Raw genomic sequence first — 20,543 nt, 5'->3', positions numbered from 1 at the left:
GGATGACGACGATGACGAACCCGAGCAACGAGCCGGCCGACCAGAGTGCCGCGATCAAGGACCCGGACGAGTGGGTCACCGGCGACGAACCGCCCACCGCGGCCCAGGAGTCCTACCTGGGCACCCTGGCCCGGGAAGCCCATGCCGATCTCCCGGACAACCTGACCAAGGCCGAGGCGTCCAAGCGCATCGACGAGCTTCAGGCCGAGACCGGCCGGGGGCAGTAGCCCCGCCCCGACGGTCAGGCGCGGGGTAGGCGGTGCAGCGTGACCTCGGTCAGGCCGCCCGCGTCGATCTCGGCGGTCAGGTAGGTCGCGTGGGGTTGGGAGCGGCGGTCGGTGGGCGAGCCGGGGTTGAGCAGGCGTAACCCACCAGGCGCTTCGGTGTCCCACGGGATGTGCGAGTGCCCGAAGACCAGCAGGTCGACGTCGGGAAAACGGGCCGCGCACCGCTTCTCCCGACCGGTGCGTGGCCCGGTCTCGTGCACCACGGCGACCCGCAGGCCGTCGAGTTCCACCCGGGCCACCTCCGGCAGCCGGGCGCGCAGCGCCGGACCGTCGTTGTTGCCGTACACCCCGACGAGCCGGCGCGACCGCGCGGTCATCGCGTCGAGCAGCGCCTCGTCCACCCAGTCACCGGCGTGCACCACCACGTCCGCGGCCTCGATCGCCGCCCAGAGCGGGCCGGGCAGGTCCCGGGCCCGCTTCGGTAGGTGGGTGTCCGCCGTGAGCACCAGCCGCATCCCGCCATTCTCCCCGGCGGCGGGCCACCCCTCGCGCGCGGCCCGCCGCCACTACCGGACCGGGGAGAAGTACGCCGGGGGCATCCCGCAGTGCCGCAGCGTCGGATCACGCTCGACGTCGGTCAGCACGCCTGCGGCGTTGATCAGGCCGATGTGCGAGAACGCCTGGGGGAAGTTGCCGAGCTGCTCCCCGGTCAGCGGGTCGATCTGCTCGGCGAAGAGGCCGAGGTCGTTGACCCGGGCAGCCAGCGCCTGGAACAACTCGTGGGCCCGGTCCCGCTCACCGGCCAGCGCCAGGCAACACACCAACCAGAACGAGCAGATGACGAACGCCGCCGGGTCGCCGTCCCAGCGCCGCAGCAGGCCGTCGTGCGACAGCCGCTGCTCCACGACACGGACCGTCGAGCGCATCCGCGGATCGTCGGCCCGCAGGAACCCCACCAGGGGCATCACCAGCACCGACGCGTCCAGCTCCTCGGATTCGAAACTTCCGGTGTACGACTGGAGCCGTTCGCTCCACCCCCGCTCGAGCACCTGCGCGCGCACCTCGTCGCGGACGGTCGCCCAGCGCGCCACGTCCTGCGGCTCGCCGAGCTGGTCACCGAAGCGGACCGCCCGATCCAGGGCGACCCAGCACTGCACCTTCGAGGACACGTGGTGGTGTTCGACGCCGCGTTCCTCCCACATCCCCGCGTCGGGCAACTCCCAGTCGTGCGCGGCCTGGTCGGCGAGCAACCGGAGGACGTGGCGCACCTCCTGGTCCATCGGCTCCAGCTTGTCGCGCATCAACCAGGCGGCATCGAGCGTCTCGCCGAAGATGTCGGTCTGCCGCTGCTGCCAGGCGTCGTTGCCGATCACCACCGGCGGGCTGTCGCGGTAACCGCCGAGTTGTTCCAGGCGGTGCTCGGTGAGATCCCGCTCCCCCAGCACCCCGTACATGATGGGCACCGGCTTGTTGTCGACCCGACCCATCGCCCGTCCCAACCAGGCGAACTGCCGCTGCACCTCGTCGATGCACGTCGTTCGCCACAGTGCCCGCAGGGTGAGGCTGAGGTCGCGCACCCAGACGTAGCGGTAGTCGTAGTTGCGGTCCCCGCCGAGTTTTTCCGGCAGCGACGTCGTCACCGAGGCCACCACGGCGCCGCTCGGTCGGTACGTCATGCCCTGCACGACGAGCCGGCTGCGCCCCACCTGTTCGGCGTAGAGCCCGTCGTAGGCGTGCGACGCCGTCCAGGACCGCCAGCCGGCGACGGTGTCGGCGATGGTCTGGTCGGCGTCCGGGACCTCCGGCAGCGGGGCGTCGTAGGTCGGGGCGTACCCGAGGGAGAAGTTGTGCCTGGTGCCGGCGCGGACGGTGAACGTCGCGGCGGCCTCGCCCTCGCCGGAGGTCAACCGCACGCTGCCGCGCAGGGTGAGCCGGGCGGCTCCGGCGATCGCCTCCAGCATGTCCTCTCGCTCGATCAGGTACGCGATGGTGCGGCCGTACTCGAAGCGCGGCCGGTAGTGCACGCGCATCGGCACCGCACCGGACAGCCCCTCCACCGAGCGGACCAACACCTGTGGCGAGTGCAGGCCGATGTCGTGACCGCGGGACCCCGGCTCGAAGGCGAGCGCGTCGGTGAGGGCGACCTCCCCCTGCGCGGTGCGGAAGACGGTCCGCAGCACCAGGGTGTCCTCGAGGTAGTCGCGTTCGGTTGTGTAGTCGCCCTCGGGCCGGATCGACCAGTGTCCGGCACCGTCGTCGAGCAGCCGCCCGAACACCGACGGGGCGTCGAACCGCCCCGGACACCACCAGTTCACCGAGCCCGAGGAGTCCACGAGCGCCGCGCTGCGTCCGTCGGCGAGGAAACCGTAGTCACTGATCTGTCCGCTCTCCACCTGACTGCCTACCCGGGCCACCCGCGCCCATTCCCCCCGCCGGGGATGGCCCGCGCGCGCCGGCCGGTGTTACCTGTCGACATGGACGGGAACCCGGAGAGCTGACGAGGGAGGATGCTCATGACGTCAGCTTCGGGGCCGACCGCCGCATGGCGGCCCGGCACACAGGATGGCGACCTGCTTCCAACCGGACCGGCCGGCCGCCTCGCGACACCGGGCGGTGACGGCCACGGGCCGGAGACCGGCCCGCCGACCGTGACGATCGGCTCGTACCCGGACTATCCGGCCGCACAACAGGTCGTCGACTATCTGGCCGACAATCGTTTCCCGGTGGAGCACACCGCCATCGTCGGCACCAACCTCACACTTGTGGAGACGGTGCTCGGGCGGATGACCACCGGTCGCGCCGGGCTGCTCGGCGCCGGCACCGGCGCCTGGTTCGGGCTCTTCATCGGTCTGCTGTTCGGCATCTTCACCGTCGGCAACTGGCTGGCGGTGATCCTGGTCGGGCTGGTCATCGGCGCGATCTGGGGTGCCGTGTTCGGCGCGGTCGCGCACGCGATGACGGGCGGGCAGCGGGACTTCACCTCGGCCAGCTCGCTACGCGCCGGCCAGTACGCGGTGACCGTCGACGCGCAGCTCGCCGACCAGGCGCGACAGCTGATGGGTCGGATGCGGGTGCCTGGCTCACCGGCCAACGCCCGCTGAGAGACGAGGCCCGCTCAGCAACAAGGCCCGCGCAGCGACGATCGACCGGCCGTCCGCCCCGGCAGCACCCGGGGCGGGCGGCCGTTCAGTCGTGCCGTGACGGGGCCTGGTCAGCTTCGAGCCGTTCGCCGTACCGTGTCGCACCGCGCACCGAGTCCACCGCGAACGTCACGTGGCCGACGGGGACCCGCCCGCCGACAGCCTCGGCCACCCGTGCCGCCGCCGTCAGCGCGAAGCCTCCGCACAGTTCGACGAGCGCGACCCCCTCGGCCACGAGGTCCACCGCCACGGCCGGGGCCGTCGACGGGTCCGGCACGGGCACGAGATAGGTGCGTTGACCGCCGCGGTCGAGCACGACCCGGTCGTCGACGGGGTCGCTGCCCGGATGCTCGTAGATGTACGCCCAGCTGATCGTCATCGAACGCTCCTCCTCCTGGACCGGGGACGTCGACCGACCGTAGGCGTTGAAGTGGACTTGAGGTCAAGGACACTCAGTCGTGGTACGTCAACTCCCCGGCGCGGATCTCGACGTCGACCCGGTTCTCCGGCGGGGCGAGGGGGCACGCCCAGCGGTCGTCGTACGCGCAGCTCGGGTTGTAGAGGTAGTTGGCGTCCAGCCGGACCCGGTCGCCGGGCAGCAGCTCGACACCTCGACCGAAGGTGCCTTTCACCGTGTCGGTGAGGTAGCGGCCTCCCCCGTAGGTCTCCCGCCCGCAGGTGCCGTCGCGCAGCGGCACGAACAGCCCGCCCCCGTACGCCTCGATCCACCAGAGCGTCAGCGGTCCCCAGGGCGTCTCGGCAATCGCCACCCGCCGGTACGCGACCACCCCGTCCGGACCGCCGGTGTCGATCCGCAGCTCGCCGCTGGCCGCCCGCAGGGGCGCCTCGACCACCGCCTCGGGATTGGGCGGGAAGTAACGCACCCCGGAGAAGCCGGCCCGCTCCGCCGCCGGGATCGGGCTCTGCGGGTGGGTGGCGAAGAGTTCGTCGCGGCCGGCACGGAACCCGGTCAGGTCGACGTCGGACAGGTACAGCCGGGCCACCCGCTCCCGCCAGTCGGCAAGTTCCAGGTCGGTCAGCATGCCGGGGACTCCTGATCGAATGACAGCTCTCCGGACCGGACGGGCCTGCCACACGCCTGGCAGCGCACCTCGGCGACGAAGACCTGGCCGCAGACGTCGTGGACGAAGTCGACCCTGGGCACGTCGCCCTCGCTGTAGGTGTCACCCCAGCGCTTGAGCACGAGGATGACCTGCCCGAGGTCCTTGCCCTTCTGAGTGAGTTCGTACCCCGCGACCTTGCCGTTCTCGCTGGCACGGGCCTGGAGGATGCCGGATTCGGCCAGTTTTCGCAGTCGGGCGGCGAGGACGTCCCTGGGCGCGCCGACGGCCCGAAGGATCTCGGTGTACCGCGAGGCGCCGAATGCGAGCGCTCGCACGATGTGCAGCGACCACCTGTCGTTGACTGCGTCGAGCGCCACAGCGAGAGTGTCCCGCTCTGGTTTGGTTTTCAAACCGTCGGTGCTACGGTTCGTTTGGTTGGACATTCAAACCACACTACCCGAGGAAGCACCCATGACGTCGCCATCCGATCCACGTACCGACGGAGCACCGCCCGTCGTCACCCAGCGCCGAGCCTGGACGACGCTCGTCATCACCGGGCTGATCATCGGCACGGCGTTCATCACGGTCTATGTCGGACTGCAACGCAGCCCTCAGCCGAGCCGGCTACCGATCGCCGTGGTCAGCGAGCGACTGGCGAACACCGCACAGGCCGGCTTCGGCGACACCGTGGCCGTCACCGAGGTCGCGAGCCTCGCGGACGGCGAGGCCATGGTGCGACACGGCGACGCCGTCGCCGTCCTCGGCGCGACGTCCCCCACCACGCTGACGCTCGACTACGCGGGCGCGAGCGGGTTCAGCGAGAGCGGCGCCGCGCGTCAGCTCGCAGCCGGTCTCGCCGAGAAGGCTGGGGCGACCGTCCAGGAGAACGACATCGTGCCGCTGGCGACCTACGACAGCCGAGGGCTGTCCGCCTTCTACGTGGTGTTCGGCGTCACCCTCTCGTCGTTCGTTCTCGCGCAGGGGCTCACCGCCGCCACCGCGAAGGTGCGACTGCGCCACCGCCTCTACGCGATCGGCGGATTCGCCGTCCTGATCGGCGTGATCGCGGCGACCGTCGCAGGTCCGATCTACGGATCACTGACGGCCCCGTTCCCGCTGCTCGCGCTCTCGCTCATCCTCCTGTCCGCCGCCAGCGCCTTCACGACGAAGGCTCTGGGGGCCTGGCTCGGCCCGGCGGGCATCGCCCTCGCCGTCCTCACTCTCACGACCATCGGCAACGCGACGAGCGGGGCGACGATCGGGGTCGACCTGCTCCCGGAGTGGGCACAGGCGATCTCGGGGAAGCTGCCGCCGGGCGCGGCCGTGCGGGCCGTCAACAACTTCGGCTACTTCGACGGCGCGCACACCGCGGCGCCCCTCGTCGTCCTCGCCGCCTGGTTCCTGGCGGGCCTCGGTCTCGTCCTGCTCCGACAGCGGACCGCGCGGCGCCGCCCGCTGGCCGCGGAGGTGGGACGGTGACCGCCCGAGTCAGCCCGTACGTACGCCCGCCCGGCCGTCAACGCGACGGCCAGTTGCTGAGGACCGCGTCGAGGGCGTCCAGGGTGCGCGACCAGGAGTCGTCCGTCGCCCGTGGGGTGTGGCGGAAGCCGCCGGTCTTCTCCAGGCTGACGAACCCGTGGAACGTGCTGTGCATCATGCGGACGGCGTCGGTCTGGTCGGGCTCGGAGAGCCGGTAGCCGCGCAGGATCGCCCGGGTCATCTCGGCGTGTCGGACGCCCGCGCTCGCCGCGGCGGTCTCCGGGTCGAGGTCGATCTGCATGGCGGCGTACCGACCCGGGTGCTGCCGCGCGTAGTCCCGGTAGGCGTTGGCGAACGCCACGAGCGCGTCCTTGCCGGCGCGGCCGGCGAGCGCGGCGCCCACCCGGTCGGCCAGCTCCGTCAGGGCCAACAGGGCGATCCGGACCCGCAGGTCCTGCGCGTTCCTGAGGTGGAAGTAGAGGCTCGCGTCCTTCACCCCGAAGTGGCGCGCGAGCGCGGCGACTGTGACGTTCTCCACGCCCACCTCGTCGGCCAGCTCGGCCCCGGCCAGCGCGATGCGCTCGACGGTCACCCCCGCACGTGCCATGCCGCACACTCCCCGCCCAGCCGTAATAATTGGTTGCCTAGGAGAGCTAGGCTACTACCTATGTTGCAGCTGACCGAATCCGTCATCCGCGCGTCCTTCGTGAATTGCAGCCGGGGCGAGGCGAAGCGGCTGACCGTACCCAACGATCTTGCGTTGCGTCCCTGGGACGACCTCGACTTCCTCGGCTGGCGGGATCCCGCCGCGCCGCAGCGGGCCTACCTGGTCGCCGAGACCGACGGCCAGCTGGCCGGGGTGGTGCTGCGGGCCGCGAAGCACCAGATGGGGCGCGTGCGGCACAGCATGTGCTCGTTCTGCCTGACCACGCACCTCGGCGGCGGCGTCACGCTGATGACCGCCCCGAAGGCCGGCCCGAGCGGACGGCAGGGCGATTCCGTGGGCACGTACCTGTGCTCCGACCTGGCCTGCTCGCTCTATCTGCGGGGGAAGAAGCACGCCGGGCCTCCCGCGCCCGAGCCTCTGCCCCTGCCGGAGCGGATCGAGCGCGTCCAGACCGCCCTCGCGACGTTCCTCCGCAAGGTCACCGAGTGACGGTTGGGGGCGACCGGCGCGTGTTTCGAGCCCGGTCGGCCCCCGGCTAACGGTCGGTGGCGAGCCGGGCGTGCAGGTGCTCGTCGTAGCGGCGGCCGTCGCCGTAGCGGTACGACTCGCGCAGTGTCCCCTCGGCGAGGTAGCCGGCCCGCTCGGCGACGCGGCAGGACGCCGGGTTGGCCACCGCGTGACACAACTCCACGCGGTGCAGCCGCAGGTCGGTGAACGCCCAGTCGGTGAGCCGGACGACGGCCCGCACCGCCACCTGCCGCCCGCGCGCCGCCGGCGCCGTCCAGTAACCGACGGAGGCGCCGCCGTCATGGATGCTGTGCAGCGAGACCGAGCCCAGCGGTTTCCCGTCGGCCGCCGAGGTCACCGCCAGGGAGACGTGGTCACCGGCGGACCAGTCGGCCCGGCGGCGGACCCAGCGCAGCGCGACCTCGTCGTCGACCGGGCCGCCACCCTGCGGGTTCCACTGGGCGATGGCCGGATCGCGCAGGGCGTCGCGCACCGCCGGAGCGTCCTCGTCTCGCCAGGGGCGCAGCAACAGGTCGGCGACGGTGAGCTCCACGTGTTTCACGAGGCGGCAGTCTGGCACACCGCGCCACCATCGCGCCGCTGGTTTACCGGCCAACTCTTTCAAAGTTGCACGAAGCGTCCAGTCGACGGCAGAGACGTGACGCGGGCAACGCTTCGCAGCGGTAGTTAAATTTTGAAGTAGTGCTATCGTCGTGGTCATGACCGAGAGCCTGGACCGCACCCGAGAGGTCGCCTGGCGCGCCTACATCGAGGCCAGCCAGCTTCTCTTCACCCAGTTGGAAGAGGACCTGCGCGCCGACAGCGCGCTCAGCTTCGCCGACTACCACGTGCTGGTCCTGCTCTCCGAGGCTCCGGGGCAGCGGCTGCGGATGGGCGAGTTGGCCAACGGGCTCATCTTCTCGCCCAGCCGACTGACCTACCAGATCTCCTCCATGCAGCGCCGTGGCCTGGTCAGCAAGGAGCCGTGCCCGGACGACCGACGCGGCAGCGAGGCGGTGCTCACCGCCGCCGGGCTGCTCGCCCTCTCCGACGCCGCGCCGCACCACCTGGCGTCGGTCCGGGCCCACCTCATGGACGACCTCGACGACGCCGAGGTCGCCTGCCTCACCCGGGTCTTCGACCGGCTCGGCCGCCGCCTGCGAGCGGCCCGAGCCGCCTCGTCCACCCACGTCACCCGTTAAGGAGCCCTCCGATGCCCGCGATCACCGTCGACAACGTCGTCGTCCTGCCGCGCCTGCCCCAGCTCGGCGACAGCACCACCTTCCGCAGGGTCCGCACGGTGACCACCGCGCCCACCGGCTTCGAGGGTGAGGGCTTCCCGGTCCGTCGCGCCTTCGCCGGGGTGTCGACCACCGACCTGGACCCGTTCATCCACCTCGACCAGATGGGCGAGGTCGACTACGCGCCGGGCGAGCCGAAGGGCACCCCGTGGCACCCGCACCGCGGCTTCGAGACCGTCACGTACATCATCGACGGCATCTTCGACCACCAGGACTCGCAGGGTGGCGGCGGCACCATCACCGACGGCGACACCCAGTGGATGACAGCGGGCAGTGGTCTGCTTCATATCGAGGCGCCGCCGGAGCACCTGGTGGTCAGCGGTGGGCTCTTCCACGGCACCCAGCTCTGGGTGAACCTGCCCCGCTCGGCCAAGATGAACCCGCCCCGCTACCAGGACATCCGGGGCGGCGAGTCGGCGCTGCTCACCACGCCCGACGGCGGCGCGCTGATCCGGGTCATCGCCGGTGAGATCGCCGGGCACCGCGGCCCGGGGTCGACCTTCACGCCGATCACCATCACCCACGTCACGGTGCAGCCGGGGGCGCAGGTCGACCTGCCCTGGCAGCCCGACTTCAACGCCCTGGTGTACGTCCTGGGCGGCCGCGGCACGGTCGGCACCGACCGGCGGCCGGTGCGTACCGGCCAGCTCGCGGTGCACGGCCCGGGTGACGCGCTGCGGTTCGCCGCCGACACCACGCAGGACAGCAACACCCCGGCGCTGGACCTCTACATCATGGGTGGCAAGCCGATCCGGGAGCCGGTGGCGCAGTACGGCCCGTTCGTGATGAACACCCGAGACGAGCTGATCCAGGCGTTCGAGGACTTCAAGGCCGGTCGGCTCGGCGTGATCCCCACCGAGCGGTTGCCGCACACCGGCGGCCAGGGCACCCGGCCCTGACGCCGCCTCGGCACTGAGATCGGCGCCGGCGCCCCCGGTTCACCACGGGCGCGCCGGCGCCGCCTCAGGAGACCGCGAAAATCCCAGCCACACCAAGAATCACCATCACCAACACCGCTACCAGCGCACCCCGTTCGCTCTCCACCGCCGGCTCGCGGTACTCGGTCACGGGATTCGTCGTGTCGCGGGGCATGATGTGGTCTCCTCGGCTGTTGTCGCGTCGCCGCGATGGCGTTGGCCAGGTCACCGGTGTGCCGGGCTGGCGTGCGGACCCACGTCCGGAGTCCTACCGTGAGGACGTTGCCGACCTCCAGGGGGGCTGGACGTTGCCGTCGCAGGACTGGTTCCTCACCGCGCAGGAACGCGCCAACCCGGTGTCTGGGTTACCCGTCTCAACCAGGGGAAACCTCGCTGAGCCGTTGATTCACGGTGCCGCGTACTTCGACCGGCTGGTCGACGAGGTGGAGGCGCTGGGGTCCGGCGACCACCTGTTCTTCACCGACTGGCGCGGTGACCCGGACCAGCGGATGCGGCCCGACGGCCCGACGGTGGCCCAGCTCTTCGCCCAGGCCGCCCAGCGCGGCGTGGTGGTCAAGGGACTGATCTGGCGCTCGCACCTCGACGTGCTCGCCTACAGCGAGGCGGAAAATCGCGACCTCAGCGAGACGATCTCCGCGGCCGGCGGCGAGGTGCTGCTCGACCAGCGGGTCCGCCGCGGCGGCTCGCACCACCAGAAGCTCGTGGTGCTGCGGCACCCGGGCGCACCCGAACGGGACGTCGCGTTCGCCGGCGGGATCGACCTGTGCCACAGCAGGCGCGACGACGCCGCTCACCACGGTGATCCGCAGCCGGTGCAGATGTCGCCCCGGTACGGGCCCAACCCGCCCTGGCACGACGTGCAGCTCGCGGTGCGCGGCCCGGTGGTCGGCGCGTTGGACACGCTGTTCCGGGAACGCTGGACCGACCCGATGCCGCTGGACTCGGAGAACCCGATGGCCTACCTGCGGGACCGGCTGCGCGGCGCGGACCTGCGGCCGGACCCGCTGCCCGAGCAACCCGCCGACCCGCCCGAGTGCGGTCCGCACCAGATCCAGGTGCTGCGCACCTACCCCGCCGTGCGTCCGCGTTACTCGTTCGCACCCGACGGCGAGCGGACCGTGGCCCGGGGTTACACGAAGGCGGTACGCCGCGCGCGCCGACTCATCTACCTGGAGGACCAGTACCTGTGGTCGGCCGAGGTGGCGGACCTGTTCGCGCACGCGCTGCGGGACAATCCGGAGTTGCACCTGATCGCCGTGGTGCCTCGACACCCGGACGTGGACGGCAGGTTCGCGCTGCCGCCGAACATGGTCGGCCGCGAGCAGGCGCTGTCGCTGTGCGAACGGGCCGCACCGGACCGGGTGCACGTGTTCGACGTGGAGAACCACACCGGCAACCCGGTCTACGTGCACGCGAAGGTGTGCGTGGTCGACGACGTCTGGGCCAGCGTCGGCAGCGACAACTTCAACCGCCGCTCCTGGACGCACGACAGCGAGTTGTCCTGCGCGGTGCTCGACGACACCCGCGACCAGCGGGCGCCCACCGACCCTGCGGGCCAGGGCGACGGCGCGCGGACCTTCGCCCGGGACCTGCGGCTACGGCTCTGGCGCGAGCACCTCGACCGGGATCCGGAGGGCGCCGACGACGCCGACCTGCTCGACCCGGCGGACGCCGTCGCGGCCGTCACGGCCGCCGCCGACGCGCTGCAACAGTGGTACGACGACGGCCAGGTGGGTGAGCGACCGCCCGGACGGCTGCGCCCGCACCGCCCCGAGCGGCTGCCGTGGTACACCCGCGCCTGGGCACTGCCGGTGTACCGGTTGGTCTACGACCCGGACGGCAGGCCGCTGCGGGCGAGGCTGGCCGGCACCTGGTGAGGTGACCGGATCGGCTCCGCCGCGGCGGCGACCGGATGCACGCTCAGCCCACCGGGGTAGGCGAACGAGGAGCGCGGCGAGTAGTAGCCGAAGCCGATGGTCAGCGGATTGGCCGGGCGGAGCGCGTACAACGGGTTGCCCGGCTCGAGGAACTCCACCGACTCGATCTCGAACGGGGCGACCGGTTCGGCGACGAACGGGTAGACCGAGCTGATGAGCTGGCCGTCGCGGCGGGTGAAGTAGCGGTGGTGCCCGCTGCTGATCGCGTGACCGGTCTCCCCCACCCGGCACCGTGCCCGGATCAACGTCGCCCCGTCGATCTCCGTCTCGGAGAGCAGTGCGTCGCCGGTCACCCCGATCCGGGTCCGGCCGGTCAACACCGGGGCGCCGCGCGCGGCGGCGTACTCACGGACCAGGCTGCTGGAGGCCACGTAGGTGGTCCACCAGCCGCCCGGGTTGAGCCCGCCGGGCGCGTCGACGCCGAGGAGCGAGACGCCGAGGTAGGTGAGCGAGTACGCCCCGAAGCCGGAGGTCTGCGTCTCGTCCTCGACCACGTACTGGTTGAGGAACACCTGGTGGTCGGGGCGCGGGAACAGGCCCGGCGGGACCAGTGCGGCGACGGCGTCCGGGTCCGCCGGCACCCAGCTGAAGTAGAGCGTGCGACTGTTCACGACGAGCTGGGGAGCGGCTGGATCGAGCACGGTGCCTCCGAACCGGGTGTGTACACGCGACGCTACGGCCGGTCCCACCGGCGGGACAACGACGGATAGTCGACACTTCCGCCCAGCTGTCGGATTCCCTGTTGACCACGGGGTCGAGGCGGCAGCCGCGAACCGGACGGGCCGGACGTGCTGCGCGGCGTCCCACTCTGGGTAAGTGTGATCACATCCCTCCCAACCTTTGCCCTATTTGCACCTTTTGTGGTGAGACACGCCTTAAGTACATCAGCCTTTCGGCTAGATTTCGGGGAGACGATCAGGCTAAGGTGAGTCCCGAACGGCCCATTGAAAGCTAAACCAAAGAGTCACACCTTTTTGTCCGCGGACAAGGTGCAGGGAGGACCACCCATGACCGCGCCAACGATCACCGAGCAGCCGAGCACCACTGCCAAGGCCACCAAGCTCGACCCGCGCGCACTCACCGACAGCGCCGCCGACCTGCTCAACGCCATGGCGGCGCTGCCCACCAACCACCCGTCGCGTGCCGCGCTGCGGGACCGGGCCATCGAGGCCTGGCTGCCGCTGGCCAACCACCTGGCCCACCGCTACAGCGGCCGTGGCGAGCCGACCGACGACCTGGCCCAGACCGCCGCGGTCGGCCTGATCAAGGCCATCGACAAGTTCGACCCGTCCCGCGGTGTCGACTTCGCCGGGTACGCGATCCCCACCATCATCGGCGAGCTCAAGCGGCACTTCCGCGACCGCACCTGGGACATCCGGGTGCCCCGCCGGCTCCAGGAGCTGCGGCTGGCCATCTCCGACGCCAACAGCTCGCTCCTGCAGACCCTCGGCCGTTCGCCGACGGTCGCCGACATCGCCGCCCACCTCAAGCTCACCGAGGAAGAGGTGCTGGAGGGCCTGGAAGGCGCCCGCGCCTACAACGCGGTGTCGCTGTCCACCCCGACCGGTGACGGCGAGCGCGCCACCGAGCTGGGCGACATGCTCGGCGGCGAGGACGGCGAGTTCGAGCTGGCGGAGCTGCGGGTCGCCCTCGGCCCGGCGCTGGCCACCCTCGACGAGCGCGAGCAGAAGATCCTCACGCTGCGCTTCTACGGCAACCTGACCCAGTCGCAGATCGCCGACCAGATCGGTGTCTCGCAGATGCACGTCTCGCGGCTGCTGACCCGGGCGCTGACCAAGCTGCGCGGCCAGCTCGACGGCACCTACTGAGCCAGATCACGCACGTACTGAGCCAGATCACGACGGTGGGCCGGGTCGACAGACCCGGCCCACCGTCGTACCCCCGTTCGTCCCGCTCACGTGCCGTGCGGGGAAGGCTCCCCGACCACCGCCGGCCCGCGCTGGGTCAGCGGTCGGCCGGCTGCCGCCACATCGGCCAGAACGGGGTGCCGTCGGGCACCCGGAACGGCTCGCCGGCCAGATAGCCGTGCTTCGCGTACAGGTCCCGGCTGCGCGGGCTGCTCGCCTCGACGTACGCCGGCATCCCGTTGGCATCCAGCCAGGCGTGGTGGTGTCGCATCAACGCGCTGCCCAGCCCCTGACCCTGCCGGCCCGGTTGCGTCGCCAGGAAGGCCAGGTGGTGGTGGTCCGGGTGCGGGTGGTTCGCCGCGAACAGCTCGTCGAGGTGCTGGAACCGGTCGGTCCACTCGCCGCACGCGGCGGCCAGTCGGGCGTCGTAGTCCACCGGCGGCGGAGCCGGCTCACCCACCGACCGAAACCAGACCGCGACCGAAGCCCGGTCCGCGGTGGCGTGGACCATGCCGTGCCGCATCGCGTGGCCGACCAGAATCTCGAAGTCTCCGGCCAGCACGGCCTCCCGCTTGCTCGGGTCGGGCACCAGCCAGGACGTCACCCGCAGGGCGACGAACGCCTCGGCGATCCGGTTGGCCACCAGGGTGGTCTCCTCGGGTCCGAGCTGCTCGATTGTCACGCTCACCGGGTCACCTCCACCTGGGCCGGCGTCTCCGGCTTGACGGCGGCGCTCGCCGCGCCGAGGCCGATCCGGGCGTACGTGTCCGGACGGTTGTCACGCAGCACCAGCGCCCAGCCGATGCCCAGCAGCGCCGCCACCGGGTACACGGCGGGCAACGCCCAGCGCAGGGTGGAGTCCGGCGCGACACCGAGCAGGTTGGCGAAGTTCGACACGGCCAACCAGATGATCACGAAGAGCGCGATGGTGGCCAGGCCGGGAGCGATGGCTCGCCGCCAGAGGTTCTCGTCGCCGCCGGAGCGGGCGAAGTAGCCGATCACCGCCACCGAGGTGGTGGCGATCAACAGCAGGACGCCGAACCCGCCTGTGGTGCCGCCCCAGAAGAACAGCTTGACCACCGGGTCCCAGCCGTTGATCGCGTAGAGCAGGATGACCACGAGGCCGAGGACGCTCTGCGCCAGCGAGGCGGCGCGCGGCGCCCCGCTGCGGGTCGAGGTCTGCCCGAACACCGCCGGCAGCACCCGCTCCCGACCGAGCGCGAACGTGTAGCGGGCCGTGGTGTTGTGAAACGAGATCATCGCGGCGAGCACCGAGGTCAGGAAGAGCACCTGCCCGATGGTGACGGCGGTGTCGCCGAGGTGTGCGCCGGCCAGGTTGAAGATCAGCGTGACGCTCTGCTCGTTGGCCGCGGCGACGATCTGGTCCGGCCCGACGGCGACGGTCATGGTCCACGCCGACAGCGCGTACAGCCCGGCAATGATCACCACCGACAGGTAGGTGGCGAGTGGCACCGTCCGCTTCGGGTCCTTGCTCTCCTCGCTGAAGACCACTGCCGACTCGAAGCCGACGAAACCGAGGATGGCGAGCACCAGCACCGCTCCGACGCCCGGCACGAAGAGGTTGTCCGGCGAGAACGTGGCGAAGCTGACCTCACCGCCGGCCGGGTTGCCGAGCTGCCCCAGGTCGAAGACGAGGATCACGACGACCTCGGCGACCAGCAGCGCGGCCAGGACCAGACCGTTGATGTCCACCCGGAGCAGACCGAGCAGACCGACCAACGCCCACGCCACCAGGGCCACGACGGCCCAGTGCGGGTGCCCGCCGAAGATCCGGTCGAGCACCGGCTCGGCCGCCACACCGATGGTGCCGTACAGCCCGACCTGGAGCGCGTTGTACGCGATGAGCGCGACCCAGGCGGCGCCGACGCCGGCCGGTCGGCCCAGTCCACGGGAGATGTAGGCGTAGAAGGCCCCGGCGTTCTCCACCCGCCGCGACATCGCCACGTAACCCACCGAGAACAGGGCGAGCACCGCGGCGACAAGCAGGAAGGCCAGCGGGATGCCGGTCACCCCGACCACGCCGTAGCCGGTGGTGACGACGCCTGCCACCACGGTCAGCGGCGCGGCGGCGGAGAGCACGAAGAAGATCACCGAGGGGATGCCGAGACGGCCTCGGGCCAGGGCTTCGGAGACGTTGCTGGGTCTGTCGACTGTCGATGTCGGGGGCATACGACTACTCCGGTCGTCGAGGGGAGGGGTAGGGGGTTACCGGGGAATCAGGGGATGCCGCGCAGCACGGCGGCGCCGACGGCGGCTTCGGTGTGCCCGACGAGTTCCTTCAGCGGGGCCGGCAGCGCGGGGATGAGGACGTTCAGCCGGTGGTGCGCGCGGGGGCCCGCGCTCCACAGCACCTCGCGGGTCAGCCCCGCGGCCACGACGAGGCCGAGCAGCAGGGCGTCCGGCACGCTCGGCGGGTCCGGCCGGTCCAGCAGAGCCCGCAGCCGGGTGGCCGGCCAGGCCACCGCGTTCAGGTCGATCGGCAGGTAACTGACCGAGGTGCGCAGCAGCCGGCGGCTCTCCTGGCGGCGCAGCACCCCGGCGCGGGCCAGCCGCTCCCCCACCGAGGTCGTCGCGCTCTGCGCCAGGAAACTGAGCCAGGTGCGCAGTTCCTGGTGCTGGGACTCGCCGATGAGCTGGTCGAGCACGGTGTGCGCGAGCGCGTCGGCCGGTGGACGCCGGTCGATGACGGTGACCCGTCCGGCCTCGATGTGGATGTGTCCGTAGATGAGCAGCTCGCCGAGCAGCCCGCCGGCCAGTCCGAGTCCGGTCGCCGTCGCGTGCAGTTTGGCCTTGCCCCGGCTGTCGTTGTGGGCGACCAGAAAGAACTCGTCGGCGATGAGCAACGGCCCTCCCGCACAGGTGTGTCCACAGTGATCGCGACCGGGAAAGGATGCACCGACCGCTACTGCAACGCAACTCCCAGATTTGAAAGTTGCACTCCGTGCTGGCGCGACCTGCGGATCTTGGCGTGGCAGACTCGGACGGTGACCGCCACCCCCACCGGCCGACCCGCCGCCAGCCCCACCGTGCGCCGTCGACGCATCGCCAGGGAGCTTCGCCAACTCCGGGAACGCGCGGGCATGACCCTCGATGTGGCCGCCCGCCAGCTCGACATGTCGAAGAGCAACCTCTCCCGCATCGAGAACGCGCTGATCGGCATCAAGCCCCGCGACGTCCGGGCGGCCCTCGCGCTCTACCAGGTGACCGGCGCGGACGCCGAGGCGCTCATCGAGATCGCCCGGGGGGCGCAGCAACGCGGATGGTGGCAGAGCTACAGCGACGTCCTGCCCGAGTGGTTCGAGTTCTACGTCGGGTTGGAGGCGGAGGCCGCCGCGCTGCGCACATATGAGGCCGAGTCGGTGCCCGGACTGTTGCAGACCGAGGCGTACGCCCGGGAGATCTACCGGCGCACCGCCGGCGAGGACGGCCTGGAGCGCAAGGTCGCCGCCCGACTGCGTCGGCAGGAGGTGCTGCGCCGCGAGGATCCGGTCCACCTGTCGGTGGTGCTCAACGAGGCGGTGTTGCTGCGACCGGTGGGCGGCGCCGCGGTGATGGCCGAGCAACTGGCCCACATGAGTCGCGTCGCGCAATTACCCAACGTGATACTTCAGGTACTTCCGTTCGTGGCCGGCGGGCATCCCGCGATGAGCACCCCGTACGTGCTCCTCAACTTCGCCGACACCGCCGACGCGTCCGTGGTTTACCTGGATAACCTATCGATGGGACTGGCGTTGGAGGATGTCGGCGAGGTGCTGCGGTATAGCCTTCTGCACGAGGAGCTGTGCCGCCTGGCGCTCGATCCGGCGGCGTCGTTGATCCGCTTGGAGCAGGCTTCTCGTTACTTTGCGTGACCGCTTCTGCGGCACGCCGACCAGACGAGAGGTACCACGGATGACGGCGCACGACCTGACCCGGGCGGACTGGCGCACCAGCTCGCGCAGCAGCGGCAACGGCAACTGCGTGGAGGTCGCGACAGCCGGTGGCCGGGTCGCCGTCCGGGACAGCAAGGACCGCTCCGGCCCCGCGCTCGCCTTCGACCCGGTGGCCTGGCGGGCCTTCGTGCTCGGCGTCGGCGAGGTCCGCCGCCCCTGAGGCGCCCACGCCGGTGCGAGACTGGGCCGTGCTCTCCGACGTAACCCTGGACCTGCCGGTACGCCCGGTGCTGCCGGCGCTTGTCGCGGCGCTCGACGCGGCCGGGGCAGGCGTCCTGGTCGCCCCGCCGGGCACCGGCAAGACCACCCTCGCGCCGCTTGCCGTGGCCGACCGGGTCAGCGGTCGGGTGGTGATCGCGCAACCCCGTCGGGTGGCCGCGCGCGCCGCCGCCCGACGGATGGCCGAGTTGCTGGGCGAACGGGTCGGCGACCGGGTCGGCTACGCGGTGCGCGGCGAGCGTCGGGTCAGCGCCGCGACCCGGGTGGAAGTGGTCACCACCGGCCTGCTGGTCCGCCGGCTGCACCACGACCCGGAGCTGCCCGGCACGGGCGCGGTGCTGCTCGACGAGTGCCACGAGCGGCAACTCGACGCCGACCTGGCGCTGGCCTTCACGGTGGAGGCGCGGGCCGCCCTCCGGCCGGATCTGTGGCTGCTGGCGATGTCGGCGACTCCGGACACCGACCGCTTCGCCGCGCTGCTCGGCGGGTCCGCCCCGGCCCCGGTGGTACGGGCCGACTCGGCGCTGCACCCGGTTGAGCGGATCTGGGCACCGCCGGCGCGCCCGATCGTCGCGTCCGGGGCCGGGCCGGTGGATCGGGCCCTGCTCGACCACGTGGCCGCCACCGTCCGGCGGGCGCTGCGCGAACGTACCGGTGACGTGCTGGTCTTCCTGCCCGGCGCCGGCGAGATAGCGGCGGTCAGCGGCCGGCTCGCCGACCTGCGGGACACCGTCGCGCTGCTGCCGCTGCACGGTCGACAACGGGGCACCGAGCAGGACGCGGCCCTGCGCCCCGCCGATCGACGCCGGGTCGTGCTGTCCACCGCGCTGGCCGAGACCAGCCTGACCGTGCCGGGCGTACGGGTGGTGGTGGACGCCGGGCTGTCCCGGGTGCCCCGCATCGACCTGGCCCGCGGGTTGGGCGCGCTCGTCACCGTGCCCGTCTCCCGGGCCGCCGCCACCCAGCGGGCCGGCCGGGCCGGCCGGGAGGCCCCCGGGTACGTCTACCGCTGCTGGTCCGCGGCGACCCACGAACGGCTGCCCGCCCGCGCCGAGCCGGAGATCGCGACCGCCGACCTGACCGGCTTCGCGCTGGAGCTGGCCGCCTGGGGCCGACCGGACGGCGTCGGGCTGGCGCTTCCCGACGCGCCGCCGGCTGCCGCGCTGACGGTCGCCCGGGACACTCTGCACACGCTGGGCGCGGTCGACGCCGACGGTCGGATCACCGCGCGCGGGCGGGCGATCGCCGCCGCCGGCGCGCACCCACGACTGGCCCGGGCGTTGCTCGACGGCGCCGGGCGGGTGGGCGCCGACCGGGCGGCCGAGGTGGTCGCCCTGCTCGCCGAGGAGAGCGTGGCCGGCCCCGGCGACGACCTGGTCGCCGGCTGGCGTCGGCTGCGCGCCGGCGTCGACGCGGGTGCGACCGCCCGCTGGCGCACCGAGGTACGCCGGCTGCGCGCCGCGTTGCCCTCCGGCGCCCCAACCCCCGCCCCCGGCGCGGGCGGGCTGAGCGACGATCTCGCCGCCGGGCTGCTCGTCGGTCTGGCGTACCCGGAGCGGTTGGCCCGGGTGCGGCGGCCGGGCGGATCGGCGTACCTGATGACCGGCGGGACCGCCGCGGAGCTGATGGCCGGGTCGGGGCTGGCCGGGTCCGACTGGCTGGCGGTGGCCGTCGCGGACCGCACCCCCGGCGCGCCGTCGGCCCGGATCCGGCGGGCCTCGCCGGTGGACGAGGCGACGGCCCGGGAGGCGGCCGGCCCGCTGCTGCTTACGAGTCGCGAGATCGGCTGGTCCGACGGCGACGTGGTGGCCCGGGAGGTGACCCGGCTGGGCGCGATCGAGCTGCTCCAGCGGCGGCTGGACCGGCCGGAGCGGGCGGAGGTGGCCGCGGCCGTGCTGACCGGTCTCCGTCAGGAGGGGCTGGGGCTGCTGACCTGGACGCCGGCGGCGCGGGCGCTGCGGGAGCGCCTCGGGTTCCTCCGGCACCACCTGGGCGCCCCGTGGCCGGACGTCGGCGACGAGGCGTTGCTCGACGCCGCCGCGACCTGGTTGGGTCCCGAGTTGGCGGCGGCCCGGCGTCGGGCCGACCTGGCGCGGGTGGACGTGGCGTCGGCGCTGCGCCGGCTGCTGCCGTGGGCACAGGCCGCCCGCCTGGACGAGCTGGCCCCGGAGCGGATCGAGGTGCCGAGTGGTTCCCGGGTGCGGGTGGACTACACCGATCCGGCCGCGCCGGTGCTCGCCGTGAAGCTGCAGGAGACGTTCGGCTGGTCGGCGGCCCCCCGCGTCGGAGCCGGGCGGACGCCGGTGCTGCTGCACCTGCTCTCCCCCGCGGGCCGGCCGGTGGCGGTCACCGCCGACCTGGAGTCGTTCTGGCGTACCGGCTACCCGCAGGTGCGCGCCGAGTTGCGCGGGCGTTATCCCCGGCACCCGTGGCCGGAGGATCCTCGGACGGCGACACCCACCCGACGCGCGGCGCCTCGTCGACGCTGAGCCGCGCCCCTACTCCTCCAGGACGTCGGCCACCACGACACTCACGTTGTCCGGTGCGCCGGCGTGCAGGGCCAGATCGATCAACTTGCCCGTGCAGGCGCCGCGATCGGGATATTCCCCGAGCACCTCGGTGAGGGTGTCCGGGCGGACGACGTTGGAGAGGCCGTCGCTGCACAGCAGCCAGCGGTCGCCAACCCGGGGCACCATCGTGGAGTACGACGGGTTGACCTCGTCACCCTGCAGGGCCTGGGTGACGACGGCGCGGCGCGGATGGCTGCTCGCCTGGTCCGCGGTGATCACCCCCTGGTCCACCAGCATCTGGACGAACGTGTCGTCCCGGGTGACCTGCTTGAGCACGCCCTCGCGGAACAGGTAGGCCCGGGAGTCGCCGACGTGCGCGAGGGCCAGGCAGCTGCCGGTCCGGGCGAAGAGCAGGGCGGTGAGTGTGGTGCCCATCCCCTGGCGCTCGGGATCCTCGGCGACCGCCTGCCGGATCCGGGAGGTGGCCAACGCGATGCCACCTTCGAGCGCGGCCACCAGGGCGTCCTCGGGGGTCTCCACGTCCAGCGGGGCCAGCGCGCCGACGGTGAGGGCGCTGGCCAGGTCGCCGGCGGCCATCCCGCCCATGCCGTCGGCGACGGCGACGAGCCAGTTGCCGGCGTGCAGGGCGTCCTGGTTTCCGCTGCGGATCAGCCCACGGTCGCTCGTTCCCACCGAACGCAGCTTCAGGGTCATGGGAGGCAGCCTGCCAGGC

At 72.1% G+C, this 20,543-nt stretch carries 24 protein-coding genes; 11 read left to right on the top strand and 13 right to left on the bottom strand.

What is annotated here, in order from left to right; genetic code table 11:
- The first annotated feature begins 11 nt into the window (after positions 1-11).
- A complete protein-coding gene (locus tag ACGFH8_RS16055) occupies positions 12-227 on the top strand; it encodes a DUF3072 domain-containing protein (RefSeq protein ID WP_393367608.1) in 216 nt (71 codons plus the stop codon).
- Positions 228-241: 14 nt separating this feature from the next.
- Here the strand turns inward: ACGFH8_RS16055 and ACGFH8_RS16050 are convergent, their stop codons facing one another.
- Together ACGFH8_RS16050 and ACGFH8_RS16045 are read right to left on the bottom strand one after the other, a co-directional pair.
- On the bottom strand, positions 242-742 hold the full coding sequence (locus ACGFH8_RS16050) for a metallophosphoesterase family protein (RefSeq protein ID WP_393367607.1): 501 nt from the start codon (positions 740-742) through the stop codon (positions 242-244).
- Positions 743-793: 51 nt separating this feature from the next.
- Positions 794-2,620, bottom strand: coding sequence for a glycoside hydrolase family 15 protein (locus ACGFH8_RS16045; RefSeq protein ID WP_393367605.1), 1,827 nt, complete (start codon positions 2,618-2,620; stop codon positions 794-796).
- A 120-nt stretch (positions 2,621-2,740) separates the two neighbouring features.
- Here ACGFH8_RS16045 and ACGFH8_RS16040 point away from each other — a divergent pair, with 120 nt between their 5' ends.
- Positions 2,741-3,328, top strand: a complete 588-nt coding sequence (locus ACGFH8_RS16040; protein ID WP_393367603.1) for a general stress protein — start codon at positions 2,741-2,743, stop codon at positions 3,326-3,328.
- Between the two features lie 85 nt (positions 3,329-3,413).
- Here the strand turns inward: ACGFH8_RS16040 and ACGFH8_RS16035 are convergent, their stop codons facing one another.
- From ACGFH8_RS16035 to ACGFH8_RS16025, 3 genes are all read right to left on the bottom strand, one after another.
- Positions 3,414-3,746, bottom strand: a complete 333-nt coding sequence (locus ACGFH8_RS16035) for a DUF6506 family protein (protein ID WP_393367601.1) — start codon at positions 3,744-3,746, stop codon at positions 3,414-3,416.
- Between the two features lie 73 nt (positions 3,747-3,819).
- The gene (locus ACGFH8_RS16030; RefSeq protein ID WP_393367971.1) at positions 3,820-4,407 is read right to left on the bottom strand and encodes a DUF1684 domain-containing protein; all 588 of its coding nucleotides are present in this window, start codon (positions 4,405-4,407) and stop codon (positions 3,820-3,822) included.
- Positions 4,404-4,808: a winged helix-turn-helix transcriptional regulator gene (locus ACGFH8_RS16025; protein ID WP_393367599.1), complete on the bottom strand. Its 405-nt coding sequence runs from the start codon at positions 4,806-4,808 to the stop codon at positions 4,404-4,406. The genes ACGFH8_RS16030 and ACGFH8_RS16025 overlap by 4 nt, the downstream gene beginning before the upstream one ends.
- A 94-nt stretch (positions 4,809-4,902) precedes the next feature.
- Here ACGFH8_RS16025 and ACGFH8_RS16020 point away from each other — a divergent pair, with 94 nt between their 5' ends.
- Entirely contained in the window at positions 4,903-5,910 is a 1,008-nt protein-coding gene (locus ACGFH8_RS16020; protein ID WP_393367597.1) for a hypothetical protein, read from the top strand.
- A 37-nt stretch (positions 5,911-5,947) separates the two neighbouring features.
- Here the strand turns inward: ACGFH8_RS16020 and ACGFH8_RS16015 are convergent, their stop codons facing one another.
- Positions 5,948-6,517: a TetR/AcrR family transcriptional regulator gene (locus tag ACGFH8_RS16015; RefSeq protein WP_393367595.1), complete on the bottom strand. Its 570-nt coding sequence runs from the start codon at positions 6,515-6,517 to the stop codon at positions 5,948-5,950.
- 60 nt (positions 6,518-6,577) lie between these two features.
- Between ACGFH8_RS16015 and ACGFH8_RS16010 the strand changes: the two genes are divergently transcribed.
- Positions 6,578-7,066: an FBP domain-containing protein gene (locus tag ACGFH8_RS16010; protein ID WP_393367593.1), complete on the top strand. Its 489-nt coding sequence runs from the start codon at positions 6,578-6,580 to the stop codon at positions 7,064-7,066.
- Positions 7,067-7,112: 46 nt separating this feature from the next.
- On the opposite strand, the gene ACGFH8_RS16005 is transcribed toward ACGFH8_RS16010, so the two are convergent.
- Positions 7,113-7,646, bottom strand: a complete 534-nt coding sequence (locus ACGFH8_RS16005; protein WP_393367591.1) for a GNAT family N-acetyltransferase — start codon at positions 7,644-7,646, stop codon at positions 7,113-7,115.
- 157 nt (positions 7,647-7,803) lie between these two features.
- On the opposite strand from ACGFH8_RS16005, the gene ACGFH8_RS16000 reads away from it, so the two are divergent.
- Entirely contained in the window at positions 7,804-8,286 is a 483-nt protein-coding gene (locus tag ACGFH8_RS16000; protein WP_393367589.1) for a MarR family winged helix-turn-helix transcriptional regulator, read from the top strand.
- Between the two features lie 11 nt (positions 8,287-8,297).
- Positions 8,298-9,284: a pirin family protein gene (locus ACGFH8_RS15995; RefSeq protein ID WP_393367588.1), complete on the top strand. Its 987-nt coding sequence runs from the start codon at positions 8,298-8,300 to the stop codon at positions 9,282-9,284.
- A gap of 64 nt (positions 9,285-9,348) precedes the next feature.
- Here ACGFH8_RS15995 and ACGFH8_RS15990 read toward each other — a convergent pair whose 3' ends face one another.
- Positions 9,349-9,477, bottom strand: coding sequence for a hypothetical protein (locus ACGFH8_RS15990; RefSeq protein WP_255508778.1), 129 nt, complete (start codon positions 9,475-9,477; stop codon positions 9,349-9,351).
- Positions 9,478-9,610: 133 nt separating this feature from the next.
- Here ACGFH8_RS15990 and ACGFH8_RS15985 point away from each other — a divergent pair, with 133 nt between their 5' ends.
- Positions 9,611-11,200, top strand: a complete 1,590-nt coding sequence (locus ACGFH8_RS15985; RefSeq protein WP_393367970.1) for a phospholipase D family protein — start codon at positions 9,611-9,613, stop codon at positions 11,198-11,200.
- On the opposite strand, the gene ACGFH8_RS15980 is transcribed toward ACGFH8_RS15985, so the two are convergent.
- Positions 11,149-11,901, bottom strand: coding sequence for a hypothetical protein (locus ACGFH8_RS15980; protein WP_393367586.1), 753 nt, complete (start codon positions 11,899-11,901; stop codon positions 11,149-11,151). The genes ACGFH8_RS15985 and ACGFH8_RS15980 overlap by 52 nt on opposite strands.
- 366 nt (positions 11,902-12,267) lie before the next feature.
- Between ACGFH8_RS15980 and ACGFH8_RS15975 the strand changes: the two genes are divergently transcribed.
- Positions 12,268-13,089 (top strand): SigB/SigF/SigG family RNA polymerase sigma factor, encoded by an 822-nt coding sequence (locus tag ACGFH8_RS15975; RefSeq protein WP_393367585.1) that lies wholly within the window; start codon positions 12,268-12,270, stop codon positions 13,087-13,089.
- A gap of 136 nt (positions 13,090-13,225) precedes the next feature.
- Here ACGFH8_RS15975 and ACGFH8_RS15970 read toward each other — a convergent pair whose 3' ends face one another.
- Genes ACGFH8_RS15970 through ACGFH8_RS15960 form a run of 3 tightly spaced genes read right to left on the bottom strand, consistent with a single transcriptional unit; the run spans position 13,226 to position 15,992 of the window.
- Positions 13,226-13,816 carry a GNAT family N-acetyltransferase gene (locus ACGFH8_RS15970; protein ID WP_393367583.1) on the bottom strand — a complete coding sequence of 197 codons (591 nt, stop codon included), beginning with the start codon at positions 13,814-13,816 and terminating at the stop codon, positions 13,226-13,228.
- The gene (locus ACGFH8_RS15965) at positions 13,813-15,318 is read right to left on the bottom strand and encodes an APC family permease (protein ID WP_393367581.1); all 1,506 of its coding nucleotides are present in this window, start codon (positions 15,316-15,318) and stop codon (positions 13,813-13,815) included. Before ACGFH8_RS15965 ends, ACGFH8_RS15970 begins: the two co-directional genes overlap by 4 nt.
- Before the next feature lie 47 nt (positions 15,319-15,365).
- On the bottom strand, positions 15,366-15,992 hold the full coding sequence (locus tag ACGFH8_RS15960) for a GPP34 family phosphoprotein (RefSeq protein ID WP_393367579.1): 627 nt from the start codon (positions 15,990-15,992) through the stop codon (positions 15,366-15,368).
- Between the two features lie 183 nt (positions 15,993-16,175).
- Between ACGFH8_RS15960 and ACGFH8_RS15955 the strand changes: the two genes are divergently transcribed.
- The 3 genes from ACGFH8_RS15955 to hrpB are packed head-to-tail and all read left to right on the top strand — an operon-like array spanning position 16,176 to position 19,789.
- The gene (locus tag ACGFH8_RS15955; RefSeq protein WP_393367968.1) at positions 16,176-17,000 is read left to right on the top strand and encodes a helix-turn-helix domain-containing protein; all 825 of its coding nucleotides are present in this window, start codon (positions 16,176-16,178) and stop codon (positions 16,998-17,000) included.
- Between the two features lie 40 nt (positions 17,001-17,040).
- Positions 17,041-17,241, top strand: a complete 201-nt coding sequence (locus tag ACGFH8_RS15950) for a DUF397 domain-containing protein (RefSeq protein WP_393367578.1) — start codon at positions 17,041-17,043, stop codon at positions 17,239-17,241.
- Between the two features lie 28 nt (positions 17,242-17,269).
- A complete protein-coding gene (gene hrpB, locus ACGFH8_RS15945; protein WP_393367966.1) occupies positions 17,270-19,789 on the top strand; it encodes an ATP-dependent helicase HrpB in 2,520 nt (839 codons plus the stop codon).
- A gap of 9 nt (positions 19,790-19,798) precedes the next feature.
- On the opposite strand, the gene ACGFH8_RS15940 is transcribed toward hrpB, so the two are convergent.
- Positions 19,799-20,524 carry a PP2C family protein-serine/threonine phosphatase gene (locus ACGFH8_RS15940; RefSeq protein ID WP_393367576.1) on the bottom strand — a complete coding sequence of 242 codons (726 nt, stop codon included), beginning with the start codon at positions 20,522-20,524 and terminating at the stop codon, positions 19,799-19,801.
- Positions 20,525-20,543: the final 19 nt, after the last annotated feature.

It is taken from the genome of Micromonospora sp. NPDC049175 (assembly GCF_043197345.1).
Lineage (GTDB): Bacteria > Actinomycetota > Actinomycetes > Mycobacteriales > Micromonosporaceae > Micromonospora.
Note: the sequence above shows the minus strand (reverse complement) of the source record. Positions and strands in the feature narration are given on the sequence as shown.

Coding starts and splice junctions, on each gene's coding strand:
- ACGFH8_RS16055 (WP_393367608.1), top strand. CDS start 12: ATGACGAACCCGAGCAACGAGCCGGCCGACCAGAGTGCCGCGATCAAG.
- ACGFH8_RS16050 (WP_393367607.1), bottom strand. CDS start 742: ATGCGGCTGGTGCTCACGGCGGACACCCACCTACCGAAGCGGGCCCGG.
- ACGFH8_RS16040 (WP_393367603.1), top strand. CDS start 2,741: ATGACGTCAGCTTCGGGGCCGACCGCCGCATGGCGGCCCGGCACACAG.
- ACGFH8_RS16035 (WP_393367601.1), bottom strand. CDS start 3,746: ATGACGATCAGCTGGGCGTACATCTACGAGCATCCGGGCAGCGACCCC.
- ACGFH8_RS16020 (WP_393367597.1), top strand. CDS start 4,903: ATGACGTCGCCATCCGATCCACGTACCGACGGAGCACCGCCCGTCGTC.
- ACGFH8_RS16015 (WP_393367595.1), bottom strand. CDS start 6,517: ATGGCACGTGCGGGGGTGACCGTCGAGCGCATCGCGCTGGCCGGGGCC.
- ACGFH8_RS16010 (WP_393367593.1), top strand. CDS start 6,578: ATGTTGCAGCTGACCGAATCCGTCATCCGCGCGTCCTTCGTGAATTGC.
- ACGFH8_RS16000 (WP_393367589.1), top strand. CDS start 7,804: ATGACCGAGAGCCTGGACCGCACCCGAGAGGTCGCCTGGCGCGCCTAC.
- ACGFH8_RS15995 (WP_393367588.1), top strand. CDS start 8,298: ATGCCCGCGATCACCGTCGACAACGTCGTCGTCCTGCCGCGCCTGCCC.
- ACGFH8_RS15990 (WP_255508778.1), bottom strand. CDS start 9,477: ATGCCCCGCGACACGACGAATCCCGTGACCGAGTACCGCGAGCCGGCG.
- ACGFH8_RS15975 (WP_393367585.1), top strand. CDS start 12,268: ATGACCGCGCCAACGATCACCGAGCAGCCGAGCACCACTGCCAAGGCC.
- ACGFH8_RS15965 (WP_393367581.1), bottom strand. CDS start 15,318: ATGCCCCCGACATCGACAGTCGACAGACCCAGCAACGTCTCCGAAGCC.
- ACGFH8_RS15950 (WP_393367578.1), top strand. CDS start 17,041: ATGACGGCGCACGACCTGACCCGGGCGGACTGGCGCACCAGCTCGCGC.
- ACGFH8_RS15940 (WP_393367576.1), bottom strand. CDS start 20,524: ATGACCCTGAAGCTGCGTTCGGTGGGAACGAGCGACCGTGGGCTGATC.